This is a genomic window from Cryobacterium sp. RTC2.1 (genome assembly GCF_035018685.1).
Taxonomy (GTDB): domain Bacteria; phylum Actinomycetota; class Actinomycetes; order Actinomycetales; family Microbacteriaceae; genus Cryobacterium; species Cryobacterium glucosi.
This window is the reverse complement of sequence record NZ_JASJXJ010000046.1, coordinates 1-23,974: the sequence shown is the minus strand read 5'-3', so window position 1 is coordinate 23,974 and position 23,974 is coordinate 1. Positions and strand designations below refer to the sequence as shown.

The 23,974-nt window shown below is 68.1% G+C and carries 22 protein-coding genes, 3 tRNA genes and 1 pseudogene; 11 read left to right on the top strand and 15 right to left on the bottom strand.

Annotation, left to right across the window (positions count from 1 at the left end; genetic code table 11):
* Window positions 1-2: 2 nt before the first annotated feature.
* From ftsH to tilS, 3 genes are all read right to left on the bottom strand, one after another.
* Window positions 3-2,015, bottom strand: coding sequence for an ATP-dependent zinc metalloprotease FtsH (gene ftsH / locus QN357_RS08105; RefSeq protein WP_134446291.1), 2,013 nt, complete (start codon window positions 2,013-2,015; stop codon window positions 3-5).
* A gap of 87 nt (window positions 2,016-2,102) precedes the next feature.
* Window positions 2,103-2,654: a hypoxanthine phosphoribosyltransferase gene (hpt, locus tag QN357_RS08100; protein WP_134446290.1), complete on the bottom strand. Its 552-nt coding sequence runs from the start codon at window positions 2,652-2,654 to the stop codon at window positions 2,103-2,105.
* Complete coding sequence (gene tilS / locus QN357_RS08095; RefSeq protein ID WP_322189205.1) at window positions 2,635-3,873, bottom strand: tRNA lysidine(34) synthetase TilS; 1,239 nt, start codon at window positions 3,871-3,873, stop codon at window positions 2,635-2,637. The genes hpt and tilS overlap by 20 nt, the downstream gene beginning before the upstream one ends.
* Before the next feature lie 45 nt (window positions 3,874-3,918).
* Between tilS and QN357_RS08090 the strand changes: the two genes are divergently transcribed.
* Window positions 3,919-4,410, top strand: a complete 492-nt coding sequence (locus tag QN357_RS08090) for an inorganic diphosphatase (RefSeq protein WP_134446288.1) — start codon at window positions 3,919-3,921, stop codon at window positions 4,408-4,410.
* A gap of 217 nt (window positions 4,411-4,627) precedes the next feature.
* Here the strand turns inward: QN357_RS08090 and QN357_RS08085 are convergent, their stop codons facing one another.
* Window positions 4,628-6,043, bottom strand: coding sequence for an NlpC/P60 family protein (locus tag QN357_RS08085; RefSeq protein WP_322189203.1), 1,416 nt, complete (start codon window positions 6,041-6,043; stop codon window positions 4,628-4,630).
* Window positions 6,036-7,433 carry a M23 family metallopeptidase gene (locus QN357_RS08080; RefSeq protein WP_134446286.1) on the bottom strand — a complete coding sequence of 466 codons (1,398 nt, stop codon included), beginning with the start codon at window positions 7,431-7,433 and terminating at the stop codon, window positions 6,036-6,038. Before QN357_RS08080 ends, QN357_RS08085 begins: the two co-directional genes overlap by 8 nt.
* Window positions 7,434-7,684: 251 nt before the next feature.
* Here QN357_RS08080 and QN357_RS08075 point away from each other — a divergent pair.
* The 3 genes from QN357_RS08075 (at window position 7,685) to QN357_RS08065 (ending at window position 8,069) form a co-directional block, all read left to right on the top strand.
* Window positions 7,685-7,757, top strand: a tRNA-Glu gene (locus QN357_RS08075).
* A gap of 97 nt (window positions 7,758-7,854) precedes the next feature.
* A tRNA-Asp gene (locus QN357_RS08070) sits at window positions 7,855-7,928 on the top strand.
* Between the two features lie 68 nt (window positions 7,929-7,996).
* A tRNA-Phe gene (locus tag QN357_RS08065) sits at window positions 7,997-8,069 on the top strand.
* 303 nt (window positions 8,070-8,372) lie between these two features.
* Here QN357_RS08065 and QN357_RS08060 read toward each other — a convergent pair.
* Window positions 8,373-8,552, bottom strand: coding sequence for a hypothetical protein (locus QN357_RS08060; protein WP_134559234.1), 180 nt, complete (start codon window positions 8,550-8,552; stop codon window positions 8,373-8,375).
* Between the two features lie 566 nt (window positions 8,553-9,118).
* On the bottom strand, window positions 9,119-9,424 hold the full coding sequence (locus QN357_RS08055) for a hypothetical protein (RefSeq protein WP_134559232.1): 306 nt from the start codon (window positions 9,422-9,424) through the stop codon (window positions 9,119-9,121).
* A 207-nt stretch (window positions 9,425-9,631) separates the two neighbouring features.
* Here QN357_RS08055 and QN357_RS08050 point away from each other — a divergent pair, with 207 nt between their 5' ends.
* The gene (locus QN357_RS08050; RefSeq protein WP_134559230.1) at window positions 9,632-10,045 is read left to right on the top strand and encodes a hypothetical protein; all 414 of its coding nucleotides are present in this window, start codon (window positions 9,632-9,634) and stop codon (window positions 10,043-10,045) included.
* Between the two features lie 150 nt (window positions 10,046-10,195).
* A pseudogene (locus QN357_RS19555) lies at window positions 10,196-10,603 on the top strand (GNAT family N-acetyltransferase); the annotation flags it as partial.
* Here QN357_RS19555 and QN357_RS08040 read toward each other — a convergent pair.
* Window positions 10,590-11,642 carry a DMT family transporter gene (locus QN357_RS08040; RefSeq protein ID WP_134559226.1) on the bottom strand — a complete coding sequence of 351 codons (1,053 nt, stop codon included), beginning with the start codon at window positions 11,640-11,642 and terminating at the stop codon, window positions 10,590-10,592. The pseudogene QN357_RS19555 and the gene QN357_RS08040 overlap by 14 nt on opposite strands.
* A 72-nt stretch (window positions 11,643-11,714) precedes the next feature.
* Between QN357_RS08040 and QN357_RS08035 the strand changes: the two genes are divergently transcribed.
* The 3 genes from QN357_RS08035 (at window position 11,715) to QN357_RS08025 (ending at window position 13,867) form a co-directional block, all read left to right on the top strand.
* The gene (locus QN357_RS08035) at window positions 11,715-12,617 is read left to right on the top strand and encodes a LysR family transcriptional regulator (RefSeq protein ID WP_134446279.1); all 903 of its coding nucleotides are present in this window, start codon (window positions 11,715-11,717) and stop codon (window positions 12,615-12,617) included.
* Window positions 12,618-12,682: 65 nt separating this feature from the next.
* Window positions 12,683-13,525, top strand: coding sequence for a sigma-70 family RNA polymerase sigma factor (locus QN357_RS08030; protein WP_323504736.1), 843 nt, complete (start codon window positions 12,683-12,685; stop codon window positions 13,523-13,525).
* Window positions 13,526-13,630: 105 nt separating this feature from the next.
* On the top strand, window positions 13,631-13,867 hold the full coding sequence (locus QN357_RS08025; protein WP_134559224.1) for a hypothetical protein: 237 nt from the start codon (window positions 13,631-13,633) through the stop codon (window positions 13,865-13,867).
* A gap of 139 nt (window positions 13,868-14,006) precedes the next feature.
* On the opposite strand, the gene QN357_RS08020 is transcribed toward QN357_RS08025, so the two are convergent.
* Window positions 14,007-14,687 (bottom strand): NUDIX domain-containing protein, encoded by a 681-nt coding sequence (locus QN357_RS08020; RefSeq protein ID WP_134446277.1) that lies wholly within the window; start codon window positions 14,685-14,687, stop codon window positions 14,007-14,009.
* Window positions 14,688-14,830: 143 nt separating this feature from the next.
* Between QN357_RS08020 and QN357_RS08015 the strand changes: the two genes are divergently transcribed.
* Together QN357_RS08015 and QN357_RS08010 are read left to right on the top strand one after the other, a co-directional pair.
* Complete coding sequence (locus QN357_RS08015; RefSeq protein WP_322189199.1) at window positions 14,831-15,817, top strand: DUF389 domain-containing protein; 987 nt, start codon at window positions 14,831-14,833, stop codon at window positions 15,815-15,817.
* A 300-nt stretch (window positions 15,818-16,117) separates the two neighbouring features.
* Window positions 16,118-16,702 carry an acyltransferase gene (locus tag QN357_RS08010; RefSeq protein WP_134559218.1) on the top strand — a complete coding sequence of 195 codons (585 nt, stop codon included), beginning with the start codon at window positions 16,118-16,120 and terminating at the stop codon, window positions 16,700-16,702.
* A 15-nt stretch (window positions 16,703-16,717) separates the two neighbouring features.
* Here QN357_RS08010 and pip read toward each other — a convergent pair whose 3' ends face one another.
* The 6 genes from pip to QN357_RS07980 form a co-directional block, all read right to left on the bottom strand.
* Window positions 16,718-17,674 (bottom strand): prolyl aminopeptidase, encoded by a 957-nt coding sequence (gene pip, locus QN357_RS08005; protein WP_322189196.1) that lies wholly within the window; start codon window positions 17,672-17,674, stop codon window positions 16,718-16,720.
* Window positions 17,675-17,692: 18 nt separating this feature from the next.
* Window positions 17,693-18,421, bottom strand: coding sequence for a response regulator transcription factor (locus tag QN357_RS08000; protein WP_322189194.1), 729 nt, complete (start codon window positions 18,419-18,421; stop codon window positions 17,693-17,695).
* A complete protein-coding gene (locus tag QN357_RS07995; protein WP_322189192.1) occupies window positions 18,418-19,776 on the bottom strand; it encodes a histidine kinase in 1,359 nt (452 codons plus the stop codon). The genes QN357_RS08000 and QN357_RS07995 overlap by 4 nt, the downstream gene beginning before the upstream one ends.
* A gap of 97 nt (window positions 19,777-19,873) precedes the next feature.
* Window positions 19,874-20,752 (bottom strand): ABC transporter permease subunit, encoded by an 879-nt coding sequence (locus QN357_RS07990; RefSeq protein ID WP_134564023.1) that lies wholly within the window; start codon window positions 20,750-20,752, stop codon window positions 19,874-19,876.
* Complete coding sequence (locus QN357_RS07985) at window positions 20,749-21,768, bottom strand: ABC transporter ATP-binding protein (RefSeq protein ID WP_134559208.1); 1,020 nt, start codon at window positions 21,766-21,768, stop codon at window positions 20,749-20,751. The genes QN357_RS07990 and QN357_RS07985 overlap by 4 nt, the downstream gene beginning before the upstream one ends.
* A gap of 173 nt (window positions 21,769-21,941) precedes the next feature.
* On the bottom strand, window positions 21,942-23,945 hold the full coding sequence (locus tag QN357_RS07980; RefSeq protein WP_323504735.1) for an acyl-CoA dehydrogenase: 2,004 nt from the start codon (window positions 23,943-23,945) through the stop codon (window positions 21,942-21,944).
* Window positions 23,946-23,974: the final 29 nt, after the last annotated feature.

Here is a 23,974-nt window from a genome sequence, read left to right as displayed (position 1 = left end):
GCCTAGGCGGTGGCGGGCCGCGGGGTGCGGGCGGGCGCGCGCTTGGGCTTGGTCTCTGCGGCGTCTCCACTGGACACTCCGCCGTCAACGATGCCCTCTTCGATGGGCGCCTTGGGCAGCGGCATCTCGATGGGGGGAACGTCCGAGACCGGGCGCTTGTCGCTCGAGAGCCACTGCGGGCGCGGCGGGAGCTTTTCGATGCCGGCGAAGATCGGCGCGAGTTCGGTCTGGCCGAGGGTCTCGTGCTCGAGCAGTTCCGCGGCGAGCGTGTCGAGAATGGCGCGGTTCTTGCCGAGCACCTCGTATGCCTCGTCGTGGGCGGCCTCGAGCAGCAGGCGCACCTCGGTGTCGACGCTCTCGGCGAGGCGCTCGGAGTAGTCGCGCTGGTGGCCCATGTCGCGACCCAGGAACATCTCACCGGACGCCTGGCCCAGCTTGAGCGGGCCGACGGCGGCGCTCATGCCGAACTCGGTGACCATCTTGCGGGCGGTCGCCGTGGCCTTCTCGATGTCGTTGCTCGCGCCGGTGGTCGGGTCGTGGAAGATCATCTCTTCCGCGACACGGCCGCCCATCGCGTAGGCGAGCTGGTCGAGGAGTTCGTTGCGGGAGACGGAGTAACGGTCTTCGAGCGGCATGACCATCGTGTAACCGAGGGCACGGCCGCGGGGAAGGATGGTGATTTTCGTGACAGGGTCCGTGTTGTTCATTGCGCTCGCGACGAGGGCGTGGCCGCCCTCGTGATAGGCGGTGATCAGCTTTTCCTTGTCGCGCATGATGCGGGTGCGGCGCTGCGGGCCGGCCATCACCCGGTCGACGGCCTCATCGAGGGCGCGGTTGTCGATCAACTGCGCGTTCGAGCGTGCGGTCAGCAGGGCGGCCTCGTTGAGGACGTTGGCGAGGTCAGCGCCGGTGAAGCCGGGGGTCTTGCGGGCGAGGACCTCGAGGTCGACTCCCTGCGCCATCGGCTTGCCCTTGGCGTGCACCTCGAGGATCTTCTTGCGGCCGAGCATGTCGGGGGCGTCGACGCCGATCTGGCGGTCGAAGCGGCCGGGGCGGAGCAGCGCGGGGTCGAGGATGTCTGGGCGGTTGGTCGCGGCGATCAGGATGACGTTCGCCTTGACGTCGAAGCCGTCCATCTCGACGAGCAACTGGTTGAGGGTCTGCTCGCGTTCGTCGTGCCCGCCGCCCATGCCGGCGCCGCGGTGGCGGCCGACGGCGTCGATCTCGTCGATGAAGATGATCGCGGGGGCGTTCTCCTTGGCCTGCTGGAACAGGTCGCGGACGCGGCTCGCGCCGACGCCGACGAACATCTCGACGAAGTCGGAGCCGGAGATCGAGTAGAACGGCACCCCGGCCTCGCCTGCGACGGCGCGGGCGAGCAGGGTCTTACCGGTTCCGGGAGGGCCGTAGAGCAGCACACCCTTGGGGATGCGCGCTCCGACGGCCTGGAACTTCGCGGGTTCCTTGAGGAAGTCCTTGATTTCTTCGAGCTCTTCGATGGCCTCGTCTGCGCCGGCGACGTCCGCGAAGGTGACCTGCGGGCTCTCCTTCGAGACGAGCTTGGCCTTCGACTTGCCGAACTGCATGACCTTGTTGCCGCCGCCCTGCATGCCCGAAAGCATCAGCCAGGCGAACCCGCCGATCAGGATCACGGGGAGCAGGTAGCCGAGCAGGGTCACGAACCAGTTGGTCTGCGGCACCTCATCGGTGAAGCCGCCGGACAGGTCGGCGCTCGTGACGGCGTTGACGACCTCGGTGCCACGCGGAGCGACGTAGTAGAACTGCACCTTGGTGCCGAGCTTGTCGTCGGCCTGGGACAGTGTGAGGTCGACGCGCTGCTCGCCGTCGACGATCTTGGCCTCCGAGACCTTTCCGTCCTTGAGGAACTGGAGTCCCTGTGCGGTCGGAATCTCTCGGAACCCGGACATGGTGATCAGACTCGACCCTATCCAGACGGCGATAATCGCCAGAATGATGTAGAGGAGTGGCCCGCGGAGTAGCTTCTTGACGTTCATCGTGTTGTCAGGCTACCGTGCCCGCACTGAGCGGTCACCGTGTGTTCGCCCTGAGCGCGATGCGAGGCCGAGGCAGGCATCCGCTTCTCAGGAGTAGATGTGCGGGGCGAGCACGGCAACGGAACGCAGGTTGCGGTACTTCTCGGCATAATCGAGGCCGTAACCGACGACGAACTGGTTCGGGATGTCGAAGCCGAGGTACTTGACGTCGATGTCGACCCGGGCGGCGTCCGGCTTGCGGAGCAGCGCGCAGATCTCGACGGATTCCGGCTGGCGGGACTTGAGGTTCGCGATCAGCCAGGACAGGGTCAGGCCGGAGTCGATGATGTCCTCGACGATGAGCACGTTGCGGCCGTGCAGGTCGGTGTCGAGGTCCTTGAGGATCCGGACGACGCCGCTCGACTGGGTTCCGGAGCCGTATGAGCTCACCGCCATCCAGTCCATCGCGATCGGATGCTTGAGTTCGCGGGCCAGGTCGGCCATCACCATCACTGCGCCTTTGAGGACACCGACGAGCAGGAGATCCTTGCCCGCGTAGTCGGCTTCGATCCGGCGGCAGAGTTCGGCGAGGCGGCCGTGGATCTGCTCTTCTTCGATCAGGATTTCGGTGAGGTCGCCATCAATGTCGCGGGGTTCCATGGGGGAGGGAGGGTCCTTTGCTTTGTGCGTATTCAGTTGGCCGTGCGTGCCGTGCGAGGCCGGGCCCGGTGAAGACGAGCCAGCCATCGTGCCGTACAACTCTAACGCCTGGCAGGTCGAGCGGGCCCTGGCCGTGCCAATCGGTCACGAGCCGGCCGACGGCCAGGGTCGCCCCGCGGGGCAGGGCCATCACGACGGTGCCAGCGCCGGCACCGGCGGCGCGCAGGACTGTGCGTGCCGCCGCGAGCCGGATCAGCCGGTTCCGGAGCGCGGCGGGCTGTTCGGCGAGCACCTCGACGGGCACACGGATACCGCCTGCGACGATCTCGAAGGATCCGCCAGCGAGCTCCGCCGCGCGTTCGTCGAGGGCTGCGGCGTCTTCCCGCAACAGGTCCGCGGTGCGGGCGAGTGCCTCGGCGACACCGGGTCCGAGCTCGCGCTCGAGCGACGGCAGGACCGTGTCGCGTACCCTGACGCGGGCGAACCGTTGTTCCGCGTTGTGCGGGTCCGTCCAGGGGGTGAGGCCGGCATCCGTGCAGGCGGCGACGGTCTGGGCGCGGCGGATCCCGAGCAGGGGGCGGAGGTACGCGCCGCTGACCCGCAGCATGCCGTGCAGGCTGACCGGGCCGGAGCCGCGGGCGAGGCCGAGCAGCACGGTCTCGGCCTGGTCGTCGAGCGTGTGACCGAGCAGCACGTGGCTCGCGCCGGTGTCGGCGAGTGCACGGACGAACGCGGCATAGCGGCCGGTGCGGGCCGCGGCCTCCGGGCCGCTGTAGGTCTCGGCGGGGTCGGTGTCTGCGGCACTCCCCCGGTGGTTCTCGCCGTGGTCGACGGTGATGCGCACGACGAGCACGGGGTCGAGGCCGAGGGCCGCTGCCTGCCGGGCGGCCTCGGCGGCGACGTCCGCGGACCCGGGCTGCAGGGCGTGGTCGACGATCACGGCCCCGGCGCGGAGTCCCGCCCGCGCTGCCTCGAAGGCAGTCCCGGCCGCGAGCGCGAGCGAATCCGGGCCGCCGCTGAGGCCGACGAGGACGAGGCCGCGCGTTTCGGCGTCTGGTGCGGAGGCGCCGGGGACGGAGGCGCCCGGGGCGGAGGGTTCGGACCCGGAAGCCTGCGGCGTCGCTGAGGAGCCGAGCCCGGCGTCCGCCAGCACGGCGCGGATCGCCCGGCGGATGTCGGCGATCTCCGGTGTCAGTCTCGGGCGGCGCGTTGACTCCATCCAGTAACGTTATCCGGAGACTGTGAACAAGGGAGAGACCAGGCCATGGCCGCATATGACGCAGTAATCGAAATTCCCCGGGGAAGCCGCAACAAGTACGAGGTCGACCACGAGACCGGACGGGTCTACCTCGACCGTGTGCTCTACACGAGCTTCGTGTACCCGACGGACTACGGGTTCTTCGAGAACACCCTCGGCCTCGACGGCGATCCCGTCGACGTTCTCGTGCTGCTCGACTTCCCGCTGTTCCCCGGCGTCGGCGTCTCGGTGCGTCCGGTCGGTGTCTTCAACATGACGGATGACGGCGGCTCTGACGCCAAGGTCATCGCCGTTCCCGCGGGCGACCCCCGCTGGGACCACATCCAGGACGTCCTCGACATCCCGGAGTACACCCGCAAGGAGATCGAGCACTTCTTCGAGCACTACAAGGACCTCGAACCGAACAAGTGGGTCAAGACGGAGGGCTGGGGCGACGCCGCCGAAGCCAACCAGATCGTCGAAGACGGCATCAAGAAGCTCGCCGCCGAGGGCCACTGACCTCTAGCGCGCTTCGTGCGTCGCGCTCGCGCGCTGCCGCACCACGAAGGCCTCCCGGATCGCTCCAGGGGGCCTTTCTGCGTCGCGGACCCCCCGGCATCCGCTCTCGCGCGCCACGTGCGCCACTGCGCGCCAGGCATGCCGGCAGCGTAGCGGCGGAAATGGCGCGCGGGAGGGTGCGAGCGCTGCGGGACGGGACGGGCGAGGGGCGGTCGGGTCAGCCGGTGGGGCGGCCCACGTAGGACGCGACGTCGCCGGGCGACCAGATTGAGTGGATGCGCACGGGCTTGCCGACGTCGGGGGCCTCGAGAACCTGGCCACCGCCGACGTAGATGGCCACGTGGTAGTAGTCGCCGCCGCTGCCCCAGAAGACGAGGTCCCCGACCTGCACGTTACTGAAGGAGACGAGCCGGCCCTGGCTTGCCATGGTGTTGTACTGGTTCGTGGCGGAATGGGTGCCGATGTAGACCCCGGCCGCGGCATAGGCGGCCTTGGTCAGACCGGAGCAGTCCCACGCGTCGGGGCCCGAGCCGCCGAGGAGGTAGCGGTCGCCGAGCTGAGCGCGGGCGAAGGCGATTGCGGTCTGCACGGCGCTCGCGTTCGGAGCGGGCGCGGTCGCCGCGCCGCCGCCCGAGGACGAGCCGGATCCCGAGCTGCCGGAGCCGGAGCTGCTGCCGGATCCCGAACTGCCGGACCCGGAGCTGCCGGATCCCGAATTGCTCCCGCCCCCCGCGGCCGGAGCCTGGGCTTGAGCCGCAGCAGCAGCAGACGCGGCTGCAGCCCGCGCGGCCGACGCCGCCTGGTCTGCGGCAGCCCTGGCCGCTGCCGCAGACTGCGCCGCAGCGAGCGCGGCCGCTGCAGCCGCGGCATCCACACCGGCCTGGTAGGAACGCTCGGTGTCTGCCGTGGTGTCCTTGAGGAGGGCGAGCTGCCCGTAGAGATCGTTCGACTTCTGCTGCTCGGCCTCGAGGGCGGCTTCCGCGGCCTGGGCCGCGCCACTTGCCGCATCGAACTTCGTCATGGACTCGCCCGTGAGCCGGGTGCGCTCGACGGTCGCCGCGGCGGCCTGCCCGCCGAGGGACTCTGCCGAGTTCTTGTCCTGGACGGCCTCCCGGTAGATGGTCTCGGACTGCTCGCTGAGCTTGCTCGCGGTTCCGAGCTGCTCGAGGAGGTCGTCGGCGCTGCTGCCGTTCAGGAACAGGTTGAGCGAGAGGTCCTGCGCGCCGGTCTTGGCCAGGTGCGCGGCGATCAGGCCGGCCCGCATCTTCGAGGTGTCCGCCTTCTTCGACGCGGTCGCGGCCTGTTCGGTCAGGCTCGTCTCACGCAGGGTGGCGGCGTCGAGCTCGTCCTGGGAGACCCGGTACGCCTCCGCGGCGATCTGCGAGGCCTTGGACGCGGCATCCGCCGCCGTTTGCAGGCCGGTCAGCAGCGCCGTGATCTTCTCGATCTCGGCCTGCTTCGTCGCCTCATTGGCTTTCGCGTTCTGTACGTCGTCCCAGCTGGGGTAACCCTGGTCGCCGTAGGCGGCGGGAGCGATGATGCCGACGGATGCCGAGACCGCGCCGATCGCGACGGCCGCGGCGAAGAGGCGCACGGGCTTCCGTTTCGTGAAGGACGTGCCGTCGTTAGCCAAGTGGTGCTCCCTTGCTTGCCATGAAGGGCACGGCGTTGGACTTGACGCCGTTGATCCGCACTTCGAAGTGGAGATGGCAGCCATCTGCGGCCCCGGTCATCCCGACGCTGCCGATGTTCTGTCCAGCGCTGACGCTCTGGCCGTTCGACACGAAGATGCCGCCGGGACGGATGTGCGCGTACCCGGTCGAAATTCCGCCGCCGTTGTTGATCTGGATGTAGTTGCCGTACGTACCATTGGGGCCGGCGTATTCAACGACACCGTCGTGGGCTGCGTAAATCGGAGCGCCACAGCTGGCGCCGAGGTCGGTACCGTAGTGGAATGTTCCGCTGCAGCCGGTCGAGCCGCAGATGGATGCGCGCGGGCCGAATCCATCGGTGATGCGCCCGCTGGCCGGAACGGCCCAGCCCTGGGAGCTGATGTACCCGCCGCCGAGGCCGGCTCCGGCGCTGCCGGTTGCCCCGCCGCTCGAGTTGCCGCGGTTGGCTGCGGCGGCCGCGGCAGCAGCAGCCGCCGCCCGGGCGGCTTCGATCGCCGCGAGACGGGCGCGCTCGGCGACGCCGGCCTCATAGCCCGCGGTGGTGGACGCCTGCGCGTCCTGCATGAAGGCGAGCTGGGCGGCGAGTTCGACACTCTTGGACTCTGACTCGGCGAGAGCGCTCGCGGCGGCCTCTGCGGCCGCCTGCGCGGCGACCATCGCGGCCTGCGCAGCGACATTCAGGGTCTCGCGTTCGGTCTGGGCAATCTTGGCCTGGTCTCCGAGCGCCTGGGCGGAGTTCGTGGCGGCCTGGGCCTCCTCGTAGACGCCGGTGCTGCGCTCGACCATCTTGCTCATGCTGCCGAGCTTGGCGAGCAGGGCGTCGGCGCCCTGGCCGCTCGCATCACCGTCGAGGAAGAGGTTGACGGTGAGGTCGGTGCCTCCCGTGCGGTAGAGCTGGGCCGCGAGCTGACCGGCCTGCTTCGTCGCGGCGTCCGCTGTCGCCTTGCTCGTATCGGCCTGCGCCTGGAGGTCGGATGCGCGCCGGGTGGCGTCGTCGTAGTTCTGCTGGGCGACCTGGAGTTCGGCGCCGCGCTTCTCGGACTCGGCCTGGGTCTGGGCGACCTGGGTCTGAAGATTCGAGATCAGATTCTGGATTTCGGTGACCTTGGCGGACGCGGCGGCCGTGTTCGACTTCGCGTTCTGCACGTCCTGCCAGCTCGGGTAGTCGACAGCCTGGGCGCCGCCGGCGGGAATCACGAGCGTCACGATGAGGGCGAGGGCCGTGGCGAGGGCCGTTGCGGCGGTGCCTCTGAACAGGCCCCGATGACTGTGAACGCGGCGTCCGCCGGCCGGCCGGAGTGGACCCGACTGTTCGCTGGCCCCGCGGTCACTCGTCACTGCCTTGCGCATAGAACTCCCTGATTGGGCACCGCGTGAACACACTGGTCACGATGCCACTCTTTTCACAGTAACAAGTTCGCGCCAGTATCGCCCGCTATCGGACCCGAATCTAACCCCCAACCGGGCGGATCGGCCGCCATTCGCGGGCGCGCCGGGGCGCGGGCGACACGCCACGGGCATCGGTCCACGTGCCGATTTGGGGTTTTCACCCAAGAGACCGTATGCTTACTCGTCGGTAGCCATGATGTTTATGGCGTCTCGGCCCCATCGTTTAGAGGCCTAGGACGGCGCCCTTTCACGGCGTTAACACGGGTTCGAATCCCGTTGGGGCTACGCAACCTGCCTAACTGAATGTGCAACAATAAGCAGGTAGTAAATCAGTACAAGTAACACCGAATAAATGAAAACGTACGTTTGGTTCTCATTGTGAGGCCCTGTAGCGCAGTTGGTTAGCGCGCCGCCCTGTCACGGCGGAGGTCGCCGGTTCAAGTCCGGTCAGGGTCGCAAAGGTAAAACGCCCTTTCGCGAGAGAGGGTTTTTTCCTTGGAAAGCGACTTCTCGAGTTACTTTCTGGCCCTGTAGCTCAGCTGGTAGAGCGTTCGACTGAAAATCGAGAGGTCACGGGATCGACGCCCGTCGGGGCCACCCGCTGAAATCCCCGGTTATCCGGGGTTTTTCTCGTTAACGGATGTCTTTTCTCCGGACTCGAATTCGGCCTTTGGCCAGATTCTGCCCACACTTCAAATAGTCGCGTGGTCATCGAAGGCCGGTGAAACGGTCCCCAATTGGCTTCGCGGGCCGACGCGACCGAGGCATGGATGAGGGCGATCGAGCTCACTTCAGTGCCGCCCCACTGCGCAGCCTGGACACTACGACCCACGATCTCCATGGCCCCAACGACCAGAGCCGTGGCTGCCGTTGCGACCCCGGCTTGCGTGACCGTATCCTCTACCCTTCCCCGCACCCGGACTTGGCTGGACAGCCTATGATCCGCCGCAGATCTTCGGCAATCCTCGCGATTTCCGCATCAGGCACGGCGCGCAACCAGTTGCCTCGACGGCGCATCGGTATCACCGGGAGCGACACGGACCCTTCGATGGTGGCGACCTCGATGGTGATCGAAGTCATCGTCCGCATTCCAACAAGTGCCGATCCAAGGACGACACTCCTCACCCGATCCGAGGGGAAGACTGCGGCAGGAGCCCCAGAAACCCGGCCCGCCAGGACGTGCACGTCTTGCCCATCCGCGACCAGCGTCGCGTATGTAGTCGGCTTCACTCGAGAGCGTGCCAGCTCTAAAGCAGTCGTAAGCACATTAAGGCGTTCGGCGAGAAGCGGTGCAACGACCATCGGAACGACGACGGCGGAAGGGAAGGTCTGTTCTGCTCGCGCCAAACGGCGTGCGTTCTGGAAGCCGAAGACGGCGAACACTCCGAAAACAAACAGAAGAGGGGTGCCTACCGCAAGAACACTCATTCCACCAAGGCCGCCGTTGGAAGCACGAATGACGCGGTACACCAACAACACGGCGCACGCACTCACGCCGCAGACTCCCAACCAGAAGCTCGGTCGCTGTCGTCGCCGCGTCAATTCCGGCTCATTTGAGTGCGTCGCGAACGACTCATCCTCAACATGGCGCCTCTTTCCCCGGGCTGAACGAGTTGAGCCTAGCGGCACCCGAGTGTCGCAAAGACTCAGAGTCCACCCATGAGGCTGCAGGTGTAGACGCCGTCGCTTGTCTTTACCCGGATGGTCGTTGTCGCCTCGGCGCTCGAAGAGTAGATCTCACCGCCGCCGGCGGTGAGCCCACGCAAGCTGAGCCCGTCGACCGTTTCGCCCCACAACGTCTGCTCAGGCATGCAGTCGAAGTGGCGTCCGGCGAATGAGACCTTCGAGGGGACGGCGTGGGGCCAGAAGTCCCAGTCGCCTGTCGCGTCATGCACGGACCAGCGTTGGATTCCGGCGCCAATGACGGCGAGCATTGCCAGTGCGAGAATCACATTCCCCCACTCGGCTCTCCGAACGCTCATACGATGCACTCCCCCGTGTACTTGAGCCTCGATGGGCGGCGGACGGACACACTCCGCGCATCAGATCGCCCCGGTCACTCCTCCGGTTCCACAGAGCATTCGGCCGGGCCTTTGGCTTGAGACTATTCTGCCCACCTGCAAGGCCCGATCGGCGCCCGAGAGTGCGACACTACGGATATGTGCGCAACGGATAGGGTCATCGTCTCGACTCTCGACGGGCAACTATTCGTCGAGGTCTGGCTCGTCGAGGACGATGAATTCAATCGCGCCAAGGAATTCTTCGAGGCAGCACTGCGTGACGGACGGTTCGAAGATCAGGCGGCAAGTCTGCGAATGTCAGACTGGTCGGTCCAGGCCACCAATACAGGCGGAGCCAAGCTGTCTATCATGCGTAAGACATCGGGCGGCACGGGCACGGACGCCGAGATGGAATGGACCCTATGGCCTCTCTCGGGGCCACTCGTTGACCTCACAATCCGCAACCGAGGCGAAGTCGTGTGGTCGGTTCTGGCATGCGCACCAGCAGTGAACGAGCACAAGCAGCCACTATCGGCCGGGTCTTTGGAAAGCCTTCGACCGATGCCTGACTGACTCACCCGGGCCCAGCGGTACTCAATAACAGTTCAAGCGCTCAGGCCGGCGGGAAGGCCGACGCGAGCGCTCGGTGGATCTGCCGCAACATCGGCTCGTCGAGAGGCCCCGTCACCGGATGGCAGGGCGGGCCGTCGCTAGGCTCGATTCATGAGTATCCGGCTTCGAGGGGCGAGCGCCCGCCAGTCCCCCGCGTTCCGCACCGGTAGTGCTGCTGACACCGCGGAGTGCGTCGCGCTGTGGGTCCGGGCCTGCGCCACGCGCGATGGGGCGGCCGTCGCAGGAGTGGCCGAACGGGCTCGACCGAAGTTCGACCACGCCGAGAGTTGGATCGTGGCTGAGGAAACCGGTGCCGGAATCCGGGGCTTCGTTCTCGCAACAACGCCGAAGAGAGGGCTACCGACCGATCCACCCGACGCTGCGGTGGTGAGCCTGCTCGCCGTTGCACCAGACGCGCAGGGACGTGGGCTCGGGAGAGCGCTTCTGGTCAGTGTTGCCGAGGAACTCAAGCACCACGGTCACAAGCACGCTGTCCTGCACGTCCTCACGGACAACCACCCTGCTGTCGATCTCTATCGGCATGAGGGATGGCGGCCGTTGGGAGAGCCGTTCCAACACTCACTTCTGAAGAGGCCTGCGCAAACCTATGCGCTCGACCTGGATTCACGCGCGAAGGGCTGATCCGTTGACGCGAGAACGATGACGCCAGGCGGTGCCGTTGCTCGACGGACCGGCCCCAGGCGGTTCCGGCGAGGATGAGGGCGATACCGACGTATCCGGCGACGGCCACCGGGTCATGGGCGACGGCGATTCCGACAAGTGCAGCCCAGACCGGCTCAGTTCCGAGGAGGAGGCTCACTCTGGAGGGCGAGGTGCGTCGGACGGCCCAGGTTTGGATCAGGAACGCGAAGACGGTGCACGCGACGACGAGGTAGAGGAACAGGACCGTACGTCCGGGGTCGAGACGAGCCAGAAAGTGCGGGATCGAGTCGCCGTAGAACAGTGACGCCGCCGAGAAGATCATCGCGCAGGTCGAGAGTTGCACCGTGGTGAGGTGGAGCGAGTTCATCGGAGTGTTGCCCGTGAGCCTGGACATCGACGTGACGTGGATGGCACGGATGATGGCCGCGGCGAGCATGAGCAGGTCGCCGAGGCTCGGCGCCTGGAAGACACCGCCGCTGGCGAGCAGGGCGACTCCACCGATGGCGATCAGCGCGGCCAGGAAGAACCTGCCGGGCAGCCGGCGACCCGAGACGGCGGAATCCAGAATCGGCGTGAATACGATCGTCAGGCTGATGATGACTCCGGCATTCGTGGCCGATGTGTGGGCGATCCCGAAGGTTTCGAAGGCGAACACGGCAGCCAGCACAATCCCGAGCAGTATCCCGGATCGCAATTCCGCTTGCGTGATCCGGTGCCGCCGTGCGGCGACGAGGGCCGCCATGATGACCGCAGCGAGCAGCATCCGTGTTGCGAGCAGGGCGACGACGGATTGGGGCGTGACCAGTTCTTTGGCGACGAGGTACGTGGATCCCCACGCGGCGGCCACCAGGAGCAGGAGCAGGTCGACGCGGAATCGACTGAGGAGGGCGGGCATTCCTCCATCGTCCGGCCTGACTTCACGTAATACAAGAGAGCACTTTAGTGTCGAATGCATTAGTTTCAACTTATGGAACTCGGTCAGCTTCGCGCGTTGCGAGAGCTGGGTGACCGGGGCAGCATTGCTGCCGTCGCGGCGGCGATGCACGTCACGCCGTCGTCGGTGTCCCAACAGATCAGTGCCCTGCAACGTCAGTCGCCCGCTCCCTTGACCTTCAGGGACGGCAGAAGGACGGCACTCACGGATGCCGGGCGCGCCCTCGCGCTGGCGGCGATCGACGTCGAGGTGGCACTCGAACGCGCCGCGCAGGCGGTGGCGCGTTTCCAGGGCGATCACCTGGGCACCGTTTCCGTGACCGCCTTCCATAGCGTGGGCCTGGCCGTCTTCGGATCGTTGATCGCGGCCTGCCGGAGGCCCGACCTGCCCGGCGTTCGGCTGAGCGATTTTGATGTGGCCCAGGAGGACTTCCCCCTTCTCACCATCGATCATGATCTTGTGCTCGCCCATCGGCTGGTCGGCAGCCCCGCATGGCCGGGGTCGGTTCGGGTGGAACCCCTCCTGTACGAGCCCCTGGATATCGCGGTCCGACACGATCACCGACTCGCAGCGAAAGCCGCAATCGAGCCGGCGGATCTTCGCGACGAGGAATGGGTCGCGGTGCACGAAGGCTTTCCGCTCACGCAGGCTCTCGCCCTGATCGCGGGAATCGGAGGGAACGAGGCGCGGATCCTGCACCGGATCAACGAATTCTCGGTAGCCGCGTCCATCGTCGACGCGAGCGGATGCGTCGCCCTGATGCCTCGTTACACAACCGACCTGCGCGACCACCCGGGGTTGGTCCTTCGTCCGCTGGCCTACCCCGGACTCGGACGGCACATCGATTGCCTTGCCCGGCCGGAGACCCTCGAGCGCGCCAACGCGCAGGCGGTACTGGCGCAGATCAAGGCGATAACCGAGACTCTCACCCAGTGATCTTTCCGTTTCACGGCCCGACGCCCACAGGTCAGCCATAACATGAGACCTCCACTGAAAGCGTGATGATCATGGACGAGACAGCAGTTTTCGAGCGAGAGCGTCCCCGGCTGTTGCGTATTGCCGGACGCATCCTGCGCGATGGCGCGGAAGCCGAAGACATCGTCCAGCAGGCCTGGCTGCGGCTTCACGCCACAGAGGCCGTGATCGACAATCTGCCGGCCTGGCTGACCACGGTCACGACACGGCTGTGCCTGGACAGACTGCGCGTCGAGAAACCCATTCTCGTTGACGACCTCGAGTCCCCGTCGCGAACCGCCGATCCAGCGGATGAGCTCGCCCTCGCCGACACGGTCGGGATCGCCCTCCAGGTGGTGTTGGACCGCCTCACGCCTACGGAGCGTGTCGCGTTCGTCCTTCACGACAGCTTCAGCATTGACTTTCCCACGATCGCCGCAATCCTCGGGAGCACTCCAGCCGCTGCACGCAAGCTCGCTTCGAGGGCGCGAAGCAAGATCCGCCCGCAGGGCCAGGAGCACGGCCGCGCCGACTGGAAAGTCGTGGACGCATTCCTCGCCGCCTCGCGGCAAGGCGATTTCGGGCAACTCCTCAAGCTGCTGGCACCGAACGTAGTGGTCGTCGGCGATGACGCGGCCATAGCGGCGGGGACCCCGTCGCGGATCGAAGGGCGGACAGCGGTGGCAACGATGTTCAACGGCGCAGCCAAGGCCGCTCTCCCCGTCTTTGTTGACGGGCGCGCCGGGGCCGCATGGTTTCATCGCGGTTCCCCCCGTGTTGCGTTTGACTTCACGGTCCTCGACGGCGTCGTGTCTCGAATCGACTTCCGCGCAGACCCGGAGGTCCTGGAACACATCATCCGGCGTGAAGCGGGAGCGAGCCGAGATTGACCTGCGACCGTCCACCACGGCAGCGGTCACACTTGGAGCCGATCGATCGTCATATAGATAGCGGGCCTCAAACGGGGACCGCCTTTACAGTGAGGACCCGAATCGATGAAGACCATGACCTGCCGCCAGCTGGGTGGACCGTGCGATCAACCGCTGCACGGCGAGACCGCCGATGACGTCATCAAGGCCCAGAACCGCCATCTCAAGGACGCGGTCAAAGCCGGAGACGCCACTCATGAGCAAGCCCACAATGAGATGAAAGCTCGTTGGAGGCATCCGAAGCAGTCGATGGATTGGTACACCTCAGCGAAGAAGGAGTTTGCCGAAATCCCAGGGGCGTGACCGTTGGATAGCGTTCGAACCTGACTCCAGAACGCGGACGACGGACTGCTGGAACAAACGCCCGCGGATGATGAACGGACGACGCTCGGCGGCATGCGCCCCTGCTGCAACCGGCATCCGCCCAGAGTCGCCGAGCGAGTCAGAGAAGGCCGGCCAGGGCGGCCCACTGCAGGAGGAGCACGGTCTTGCCGTCGACGATGCGGCCGTCGGCGACCATGGCCAGGGCTTCACCGGAGGGGATCTCGAGGACTTCGATCTCCTCGCCCTCCTCGGGGAGGCCGCCTCCTGCCGACACCCGGTCGGAAGGGCCGTAGGCGGCGACGTAGAAGTGCACGCGCTCGGTGACCGAACCCGGGCTCATGTAGAGATCGAACACGTGCCGCAGCTCCCCGACCGTCACGCCGAGCTCCTCGCTCGTCTCCCTCCGGATCGCGACCTCGGGCGAGTCCTCGTCGAGAAGGCCGGCCGCGGTTTCGATGAGCATGCCGTCGGGGTGATCGTTGACGTAGGCGGGATACCGGAACTGGCGCGTCAGCAGGACCGTCCTGCGATCCGGGTCGTAGAGCAGGATCGTGGCACCGTTGCCGCGATCGTAGGTTTCGCGCTGCTGGCTGGTCTGCTTCCCGTTGCGTCCGCGGTACCGGAAGGTGGTGCGGCGCAGAACGTGCCAGCCGTCGGAGGTCACCTCCACGCGGTCCACGGTGACGTCAGGGTTCCCGTGCAGGTCGGCTCCGACCCGATCCAGGCCGGTTCTGCCCCGGCCGTCCGGGGTGTCCTCGCCGGGCCGGCCGGGCAGGGGAAGGGTCGGAAGAGAAGTCATGACTACAACCGTACGGTGATGCGCCCAGGCGACACCATCGAGCGAAGTGCCCCTGCCGCTGACCCGGGATTCTCCCTAGGATCACTGCATGCCCCCACCGACGTCCCGCATGCCAGGCCTCGCGACAGCGGGAGGGCGGCACCGTGCTGGATGAGGCCCGCTTCAACACCGTCGCGAACATGCGCGCGTCGGTGTTCTTCGACGGCCCGGACGTGCGCAGCCGCTACAGCCGCTTCTGGATGCTGCTCGTTCTGTCCGCGGTCATTGCCTCGGCCGGGATCGTCGGCGACTCCACGGCGACCGTGATCGGGGCGATGATCGTCGCCCCACTGATGACGCCGATCATGGGCACCATGCTCGCGACGGTGATCGGAGACCGGGCGAACCTGCTCCGATCGCTGCTCCTGGTCGTCACAGGCGCCGCGACGGCGGTCGCGATCGGGTACCTGGTCGGCTTCCTCGTCGTCAACGACGTGCTCGCGGAGACGAACGCACAGGTCTCCGCCCGGGTCACGCCCGGCCTCATCGACCTGCTCGCGGCGCTCGGCACCGGCCTTGTCGGGTCGGTCGCACTCGTGCGCAAGGACATCTCGGACACCCTGCCCGGCGTTGCGATCGCGATCTCGCTCGTCCCGCCGCTCACCGTTGCGGGCCTCGCCCTCGAGTCCGGCTCCGTCGCCCAGTCGCTCGGCGCCCTGCTGCTCTTCGTGACCAATGTCGTGGCCATCATCGGGACGGGCGTTGTCGTGATGTCGGTCTACGGGGTGACCCGGCTCGCGCGCGACCCCCTGGCGGGTGAACCGCACCGGGGAATGGGCCGCACCATCGCCCTGCTCACCGTCATGTTCCTCGTGATCGGCGTGCCGCTCGCGATCACCAGCATCGGCATCAGTGCGCGCGCCATCGTCGAGCAGGGCGTCCATCGGGTCGCGGAGACCTGGGCGCAGTCGGTCGGCTGGGAGGTCGACACCGTGAGCACACGGGACGCCGACGTCTACATCCGCCTCGAAGGCCCGCTCCCGGTGCCCGACACGGCGACCCTCAAGGCGCTGCTGGATGCCGCGGGCGTGGACACGAGGAAGGTCACGGTCAACCTCGTCCCCCTTTACTCGGTGAAGCTCGCAAATTAACGGATGTCCCCCCCGAGGGGTACTAGCGTGTCGCGGCAGTTGCGGGGTACGTTCCGTTCGTGACCGCCGGGAACGGCGGCCACGACGCATCCGTTCCTCGTACCGTCCGCTTCCTCCTGTACACCCGAGCACAGGGACTGCCGTGAATACGACCTCATCGCATCGACTACCCCGTCGACCCCGATCCACCGCCTCACACGCGGCCATGCGCCCGCGCGGCACGACCAGCGCACGCGATTCGCGTCGCGGCACACCGGGCGCCACCGCTCCGGGCGCCACCGCAGTGACGACGGGCCCGCGATGAACGTCACCGATCCCGCTGAAGTCGACCCGAGCGCGGTCATCGGCGCGGGCGCACTCATCGCCGACCTGGTGCGGGTGCGCGAGTACGCCCGGATCGGACCGGGCAGCATTCTCGGCCGCGGCGCGTACGTCGGACCCGGCGTTGTGGTGGGCCGCAACTGCATCGTGCAGGAATACGCGGTCGTCTACGAACCCGCGCTGCTCGAGGACGGGGTCTTCGTCGGGGCGGCGGCCGTGTTCACGAACGACCCGCACCCCCGTGCGATCAATGCCGACGGCTCGGCCAGGCCGGTCAGTGAGCGGTCGACGCTGGGCGTCACCGTGCGGACAGGGGCCTCTGTCGGGGCACACGCTGTGTGCCTCGCCCCGCTGACGATCGGGCGCTGGGCGATGGTGGCCGCCGGCGCGATCGTGACCGCGAATGTGCCCGACTTCGCGCTCATGGTCGGGGTCCCCGCCGAGAGGGTGGGCTGGGTCGGCCGTAGCGGCGCGACCCTCGAGCACGTCGGCGACGGCGTATGGGTTTGCCCCGTCACCGGTGAGCGCTACCGGCAGCACGACGGGCAGCTCACGCTCGAGTGAGCCGCCCCGCGCGGTTCAGGCGGCGAAGCGGTCGGTCGCCTCGATGATCGCGTCGAGGTTGCCGGGTTCCTCGAAGGAGTGCCCGGCGTCTGGAATCATGCGGAAGTCGGCCTCCGGCCAGTTCTTGTGCAGTTCCCAGGCGGTGAACGCCGGAGTGCACATGTCGTAGCGGCCCTGCACGATGACGCCGGGGATCTCGCTCAGCCGGCCGGCGTCACGGATCAGCTGCCCGGGCTCGAACCAGCCGAGGTTGCGGAAGTAGTGGTTCTCGATGCGCGCGAACGCGACCGCGAAGTCGGGCTCGGTGAACCGGGCGATCGTCGCGGGCTGCTGCAGCAGTGTGATCGTCGACGATTCCCACGTCGACCAGGCAACGCCGGCGCGCTCCCGCACGTAGCGGTCGGGGTCGTGCAGCAGGCGGCCGTAGGCCTCGATGAGCTTGCCGCGCTCGTCGACGGGGACCGGCGCGAGGAAACCCTCCCACAGGTCGGGGTAGATCGCCGCGGCACCGCCCTCGTAGAACCAGTCGAGCTCGACGGGCCGCAGGGTGAAGATGCCGCGCAGGATGAGCTCGGTCACCCGCTCCGGGTGGGTTTCGGCGTAGGCGAGGCCGAGGGAACTGCCCCAGGATCCACCGCAGACCTGCCAGCGGTCGATGCCGAGGTGCTCGCGCAGTCGTTCGATGTCGGCGACCAGGTGCCACGTCGTGTTCGTGCTGAGGTCGGCATCCGCTGCGCTCGCGTGCGGGGTGCTCTTGCCGCAGCCGCGCTGGTCGAAGAGGATGATGCGGTACTTCTCCGGGTCGAACACGCGGCGCTGCTGGGAGCTCGACCCGCCGCCGGGACCGCCGTGCAGGTAGACCGCCGGCTTGCCGTCCGGGTTGCCGGATGCCTCCCAGTAGATGGACTGGCCGTCACCGACCTCGAGCATCCCGGTTTCGTAGGGTTCCAGGTCGGGGTAGAAGGTGCGCATCTCCCGAGCCTACGGCGTTCAGGGGCGGGTCAGGCCCTGCTCGTAGGCGAGGATGACGATGTGCACCCGGTCGCGGAGGCCGAGTTTCTGCAGGATCCGGCCGACGTGGGTCTTCACCGTGGACTCGGAGAGGAAGAACCGCTCGGCGAGCTCGGTGTTGGAGAGGCCCTCGGCGATGGCGAAGAAGACCTCTCGTTCCCGGTCGGTCAGCACGTCGATGCGCGCGGCATCCGCTTCGGGGTCCTCGCCGGTCTCGGAGTCGCCCGTCCCCTCGGCGGGGAGCCTGGACCCGAACAGCTCGAGCATCCGGCGCGTGACCCGGGGCGACACGGATGCCTCCCCCGAGGCGACCGCCCGGATCGCGGCGGTCAGTTCGCTCGGTTGGGCGTCTTTGAGCAGGAAGCCGCGGGCGCCGGCCTTGAGACCGCCGAACGCGTACTCGTCGAGGTCGAACGTCGTGAGGATGATGATCCGGATCCCGGGGTGCGCCGCGGTGATCAGCCGGGTCGCCTCGATCCCGTCGACGCCGGGCATCCGCACGTCCATCAGGATGACGTCGGGCAGCATGCTCGCGGCGAGCCGCACGGCCGCGGCGCCGTCGCCGGCCTCGGCGACGACGGTGAAGTCATCCTCGGCCTCGAGCACCATCCGGAACCCCATCCGGAGCAGGGCCTGGTCGTCGACGAGCATGATCCGGGTCGGAGCCGGCGTGTGGTCGTGGGGAGCCGGGTCGTGGAGACCGGTCATGCGGAGGCCTGCCCCTCGTCGAGACTCATCGTCGCGCGCACCCGCCAGCCGCCGCCGCGGATCGGGCCGGCCTCGAGGGTGCCGCCGTAGAGCGCGACCCGCTCGCCGAGGCCGATGATGCCGCGCCGGCCGCCCACGCTCGGCTGGGGGGCCCGCGCGTGGCCGTCGTCGTCGATGACGACCTCGACCCGACCGGGCGACGAGGAGAGCCGCACCGAGACGATGCTCGGTTGCGACGCGTAGCGCAGGGCATTGGTCAGGGATTCCTGCACGACCCGGTAGATCGTGAGCTGCACGCCGGGGCTGCCGGGAACGCGCCCGCTCAGCTCGAGCCGGGCCGGGAGCCCTGCGGAACGGAAGGAGTCCACGAGGTCGACGAGCTGGTCGGCGCCGGGCTGCGGGGCGAGCGGGGCGGCGGTCGCGGTGGTCGCGGTGGTCGTTGCCGCGGCCGTCGTGGTGCCGGCCCCTGGCCCTGGTGCGGCCTGCCCGGGGGCGGATGCCGCGGCATCCGCCGTCTCGTCGTCGTCGCCGAGCACGCCGAGGAGCCTGCGCATCTCGGCCATCGAGCCGCGGCCGGTGGAGGCGACCTCACGCATCGCGGCGCGGGAGCGTTCGGGGTCGCGGACCGCGAGGGCATCCGCGCCGTCGGCGAGCGCGACCATGACCGAGAGACTGTGGGCGACGATGTCGTGCAGTTCGCGGGCGATCCGGGCGCGTTCGGAGCTGCGAGCGAGCTGGGCCTGCCGGTCGCGGTCGTGGGCGAGCTGGGCGGCGAGGCTGACGAGGGAGGCGACGTAGCGCATCCGGTCGCCCACGCTCACGCCGATCACGGTCGCCACGATGAGCAGGACCGCGTCCTGCGAGGCGACGCTCACCCAGGAGATGAAGGGGTTGCCCGAGCCGAAATAGGCACCGAGGGTGGAGATGCCGACCGCGGCCGCGAGGCCGATCCAGGCGCTGCGCACGTTGCGGTACACGGCGACCGCATAGAGGGCGATCATCACGGGCAGGGTGTCGCCCTGGCCGTGGTTCGGGAACGACGGGAGCAGCGCCGTGCAGGAAATGGCGAGGGCGAGCAGCGGGGCGTGCCTGCGGAAGAGCAACGCTCCGGCAATCAGCGCGGTGAGGAGCAGCGCCGAGACGATGGCGACCGGGGCGGGTCCGCCGCCCGGACGGGTCGCGTCGACCAGGAGCACGATCGCGGTCGGGACGAGGTAGACGGCCGCGACGAGGGAATCGACGAACCAGGGGTGCCGCGCCCAGAACCGGCGGGTGACCCCCGGAGGCGTCGGCAAACGCAGGCCAGCCCCGTCCGCGAGGGGGGTCGCGGCGGGGCTGGGACTGGTGGAGGTCATGCTTGGGACTCTACTTGCTGCGAACTGGGCGGATGCCGGTCACCGGTCGGTGCCGGCAGCCGGCCCTGCCTGCTCGGTCCTGTTCATTGCCGCCCGGTTACGCGTCGCGGCGCTTCAGCAGCACCGCGGCGGTGCCGAGGCTCACGACAACCCAGACGAGGACGATGATCAGGTCGACCGACCAGTCGAGTGGCACCTTGGCGAACTGCATGAGGCCGAACATGCTGATACCCGCTGACGAGATCAGGTACGGGAGCACGTCGCTCGCCCACGTGGCCGGGATCATCTGGAGTACGACCGGGAGCAGCAGGATCACGCCGAGCGCGACGGCAATGCTGCCGGCCCCGCTCCGCACGATCGTGCCGATGCCGAGTGCGAAGACCGCGACGAGGGCCAGGTACAGCGAACCACCGAGCACGGGGAGGATGACCTCCGGGGCGAAGAGGCTCGCGTGCAGGCCCTGGCCGGAGACGATCGAGACCGTGACGACGTAGGCCGCGATGTTACTGACGAGGCCGGCGACGAAGGTCGCGACGAACAGCACGAGGGCCTTGGCCCACAGGGCCGGCAGGCGCTTCGGCACCGCGGTCAGGGTCGAGCGGACCATGCCCGTCGTGAACTCGCCGGTGACGGCGAGCGCGCCGAGCACAGCGACGATGAGCTGGCCGAAGAACACGCCGAAGGTCGAGGCCTGCGCCACGAACCGGGCCTGGTCGGTGCCCGGAACCGTCGTGATGTCGGTCCCGGTGAGGTCGAGCGCGAGCGACATGATCGCGGCGAGCCCCATCGACACGACGAGGAGCACCGCGAAGCACCAGATCGTCGAGCGAACGGTGCTGAGCTTGATCCACTCCGAGCGGATGATGCCGAGCGCGCTGAGGTGCGGACCGGCCGGTGTCGTCGCGGGCACGAATTCCGTGCCGATGTCGGCGAGGGCTTCCGGGGTACCGGCAACCAGGATCGTGGGGGTGCTCATCGTGCTGCCTCCTGCAGTTCGGTCTCGCGCGGGTCCGGATCGTCGTTCGCGGCGGCATCCGTTGCGGCGTCTGTCGTGTCGGAATCGTCGTCGTCGAATTCCTCGTCGCCGGTGCCGCCGGTGCGGTACTCGACCTCGTTCCGGGTGAGGGACATGTACGCGTCCTCGAGGGAGGCGCTGACGCTCGTGAGTTCGTGCAGCACGATGCCGGCGGCTGCGGCCTGGTCGCCGATCTCGGCGGCCGTGATCCCGGTGATCTGGAGCACGTCCTGTTCGAGGTTCACGACGGTGACCTCGGCCTGCGCGAGCAGGGTGGCGAGTCGGGTCGCGTGCGGGCTGCGCACGCGGACGGTCGCTCCGCCGGCCTGGCCGATGATCTCGGCGACGGGGGCGTCGGCGATGACCCGGCCTCGGCCGAGCATGATGATGTGGTCGGCGGTGAGCGCCATCTCACTCATCAGGTGTGAGGAGAGCAGCACGGTGCGGCCTTCGCCGGCGAGGTGCCGCATCAGCTTGCGCACCCACTGCACGCCCTCGGGGTCGAGCCCGTTGACGGGTTCGTCGAGGATCAGGATGCCCGGGTCTCCGAGGAGGGCCGCGGCGATGCCGAGGCGCTGTCCCATGCCGAGGGAGTAGCCTCCGACGCGCTTGCGGGCGACGGAGGTGAGTCCGGTGAGCTCGATCACGTCGTCGACGCGGCTCTTCGGGATGTTGTGGGTCGCGGCCATCGCGAGCAGGTGGTTGCGCGCCGAGCGGCCCGTGTGGATCGCCTTCGCGTCGAGCAGCACCCCGACCTCGCGGAGCGGGGCACGGAGGTCCTGGTAGCGCTGGCCGTTGACGAGGACCGAGCCGGAGTCCGGCCGGTCGAGGCCGACGATCATCCGCATCGTCGTGGTCTTGCCTGCGCCGTTCGGGCCCAGCAGGCCGGTCACGGTTCCGGGCTGGATGGTGAAGTCGATCGCGTCGACCGCGACCTTGCTTCCGTAGCGTTTGGTCAGGGACTGTGCCTGAATCATCCGTCTCCTCATTCGCATCGTTGGCGGGGCCAGGCGTCGGTGGACGTCGGCCCCGCATTCACGATACGCAGGGCGCCTCACGGGGCACATCGGTCGAACGGATGCTTACCGGCCGCGGCGCGTAGTACCCCGGTACGACGGATGCCCGCCCTCGCGCCGGTTTGCGCAGGCCGCTACTTCTTGCGCGGCGCCTTCTCGTCTGCCGGGGCGTTGCCGGAGGCGCGCAGCGCGGTGTAATAGTCGCGGGCCTCGTCCTGGCGTTCCTGCTCCGCTCCGGAGGCGATCTTCGCGCGCAGGTGCTCGGGGCTGTACCCGAAGGAGTCCACGAGGTCCTGGGCGAAGGGGCGCAGGCGGGCGATGATCCGGTCGATGTACGCCGTGACCGACTGGGCGCGCTGGGCGGACAGGCGTCCGTTGATCAGGTACCAGGCGAGGTGCTTCTCGACGAGTCCGAGCCCGAACAGGTCGCGCAGCCAGGTCAGGACCTGCTTGTTGCCGGCATCCGTCGTGTGCTCGACGGCCCGGGTGAATGCCTCCCACTGGAGGAGCTCGCCGTGCGCGCGGGCCGCCTCGATGAGTTCGTCCTGGTGCGCGTTGAACACGTCGGCGGACTGCTGCGGAGAGAGCTTGCTCGCCGGGCGGAGCTTGCCGGCGATGTCGCGGATCATGGTCTCGACCCGGTCGGTGAGCAGCTCCCGCTGCACGTTCGTCTCCCGGAGCTGGCCGACAGAGCGCGCTGTCGAACCGAAGTCGGCGACGGCCTGGCCGAGAGTGCGGAGGCCGGTGTTGTGCAGGGCACGGTCGGTGGCCTGCTGCACGACATAGCGGGCGAGGACCCCGCTGCCGGCGTCGGCGAACTTGCGGCTGAAGTCGGTGAGGAGCCGCTTGGCGACGAGCTGGAGCAGGACGGTGTTGTCGCCCTCGAACGTCGCGTAGACGTCGAGGTCGGCGCGGAGGCCGACGAGGCGGTTCTCGGCGAGGAAGCCGGCGCCGCCGCAGGCCTCCCTGGCCTCCTGGATGGTGTCCAGTGCTGCCCAGGTCGACAGCGGCTTGAGGGCTGCGGCGAGGGTTTCCAGGTCCTGGCGGTCGGCATCCGTGTCTGCGATGCCGCTGAAGACCTTGTCGAACGCGACCAGGAACTCGTCGTGGGCGAAGGTCTGCGCGTACGTCGTCGCGATGCGCGGCAGCAGCCGGCGCTGGTGGCGCTGGTAGTCGAGAATGACCTGTTCGGCCTCGCCGCCGGCCGTGAACTGGCGGCGCTGGCTGCCGTATGTGACGGCGATGGTGAGGGCCATGGCGGATGCCTGGGTCGCGGCCCCGTCGAGGGACACCCGGCCCTGCACAAGGGTTCCGAGCATCGTGAAGAACCGGCGGCCGGGGCTGGAAATGGCGCTCGAGTACGTGCCGTCTTCGGCGACATCGCCGTAGCGGTTGAGCAGGTTCTCGCGGGGGATGCGGACGTTGTCGAAGGCGAGCCGACCGTTGTCGATGCCGTTGAGGCCGCCCTTGAGGCCGTCGTCCTCGCCGCTGACGCCGGGCAGGAACGCACCGGTCTCGTCGCGGAGGGGCATCCAGAAGGCGTGCACGCCGTGGTTCACGCCGCCCGTGATGAGCTGGGCGAAGAGCACGGCCGCGATGCCGTCGTTCGCGGCGTTGCCGAGGTAGTCCTTCCAGGCCGCGCGGAACGGGGTGTGCACGACGAATTCCTGGGTCTCGGCGTCGTAGGTCGCCGTGGTGGCGATGCTCGCGACGTCGGAGCCGTGGCCGGTTTCGGTCATCGCGAAGACGCCGGGGGTGGCGAGGCTCATGATGCCGGGCAGGTAGGCGTCGTGGTGCTTGCGGGTGCCGAGGTGCATCACGGCGGAGCCGAAGAGGCCCCACTGCACGCCGGCCTTGATCTGCAGGCTCGGGTCGGCGGTGACGAGCTCTTCGAACCCGGCGATGTTGCCGCCGTGGTTGTCTTCGCCGCCGAGGTGCACCGGGAAGGCACGGTGCACGTGGCCTTCGACGGCGAGTAGTCTCAACTGCTCGAGCACGCGCAGCCGGTGCTCGGCCATCGACAGGCCGGGGACGCCCTGGAGCTCGGGGCGTGCGGTGAGCTTGCGGGCCTCGATCCGGATCTCCGGCCAGCTGCCGAGCAGCTGGCGGCTGAGCGCCGGGACGTTGATCGTGGGGATGGGGGTGAAGGTGCCGGTGGGCTTGGGGG

Excerpts from the sequence above, each read along its gene's own strand:
- tilS (WP_322189205.1), bottom strand. The coding sequence starts at position 3,873 with ATGGAGTCAACGCGCCGCCCGAGACTGACACCGGAGATCGCCGACATC.
- QN357_RS08020 (WP_134446277.1), bottom strand. The coding sequence starts at position 14,687 with ATGACTTCTCTTCCGACCCTTCCCCTGCCCGGCCGGCCCGGCGAGGAC.
- QN357_RS07990 (WP_134564023.1), bottom strand. The coding sequence starts at position 20,752 with ATGAGCACCCCCACGATCCTGGTTGCCGGTACCCCGGAAGCCCTCGCC.
- hpt (WP_134446290.1), bottom strand. The coding sequence starts at position 2,654 with ATGGAACCCCGCGACATTGATGGCGACCTCACCGAAATCCTGATCGAA.
- QN357_RS08040 (WP_134559226.1), bottom strand. The coding sequence starts at position 11,642 with ATGCCCGCCCTCCTCAGTCGATTCCGCGTCGACCTGCTCCTGCTCCTG.
- QN357_RS08030 (WP_323504736.1), top strand. The coding sequence starts at position 12,683 with ATGATCATGGACGAGACAGCAGTTTTCGAGCGAGAGCGTCCCCGGCTG.
- QN357_RS08060 (WP_134559234.1), bottom strand. The coding sequence starts at position 8,552 with ATGACTTCGATCACCATCGAGGTCGCCACCATCGAAGGGTCCGTGTCG.
- QN357_RS08050 (WP_134559230.1), top strand. The coding sequence starts at position 9,632 with ATGTGCGCAACGGATAGGGTCATCGTCTCGACTCTCGACGGGCAACTA.
- QN357_RS07985 (WP_134559208.1), bottom strand. The coding sequence starts at position 21,768 with ATGATTCAGGCACAGTCCCTGACCAAACGCTACGGAAGCAAGGTCGCG.
- QN357_RS07995 (WP_322189192.1), bottom strand. The coding sequence starts at position 19,776 with ATGACCTCCACCAGTCCCAGCCCCGCCGCGACCCCCCTCGCGGACGGG.
- QN357_RS08000 (WP_322189194.1), bottom strand. The coding sequence starts at position 18,421 with ATGACCGGTCTCCACGACCCGGCTCCCCACGACCACACGCCGGCTCCG.
- QN357_RS08025 (WP_134559224.1), top strand. The coding sequence starts at position 13,631 with ATGAAGACCATGACCTGCCGCCAGCTGGGTGGACCGTGCGATCAACCG.
- QN357_RS08010 (WP_134559218.1), top strand. The coding sequence starts at position 16,118 with ATGAACGTCACCGATCCCGCTGAAGTCGACCCGAGCGCGGTCATCGGC.
- QN357_RS08035 (WP_134446279.1), top strand. The coding sequence starts at position 11,715 with ATGGAACTCGGTCAGCTTCGCGCGTTGCGAGAGCTGGGTGACCGGGGC.
- QN357_RS08080 (WP_134446286.1), bottom strand. The coding sequence starts at position 7,433 with ATGCGCAAGGCAGTGACGAGTGACCGCGGGGCCAGCGAACAGTCGGGT.
- QN357_RS08090 (WP_134446288.1), top strand. The coding sequence starts at position 3,919 with ATGGCCGCATATGACGCAGTAATCGAAATTCCCCGGGGAAGCCGCAAC.
- ftsH (WP_134446291.1), bottom strand. The coding sequence starts at position 2,015 with ATGAACGTCAAGAAGCTACTCCGCGGGCCACTCCTCTACATCATTCTG.
- pip (WP_322189196.1), bottom strand. The coding sequence starts at position 17,674 with ATGCGCACCTTCTACCCCGACCTGGAACCCTACGAAACCGGGATGCTC.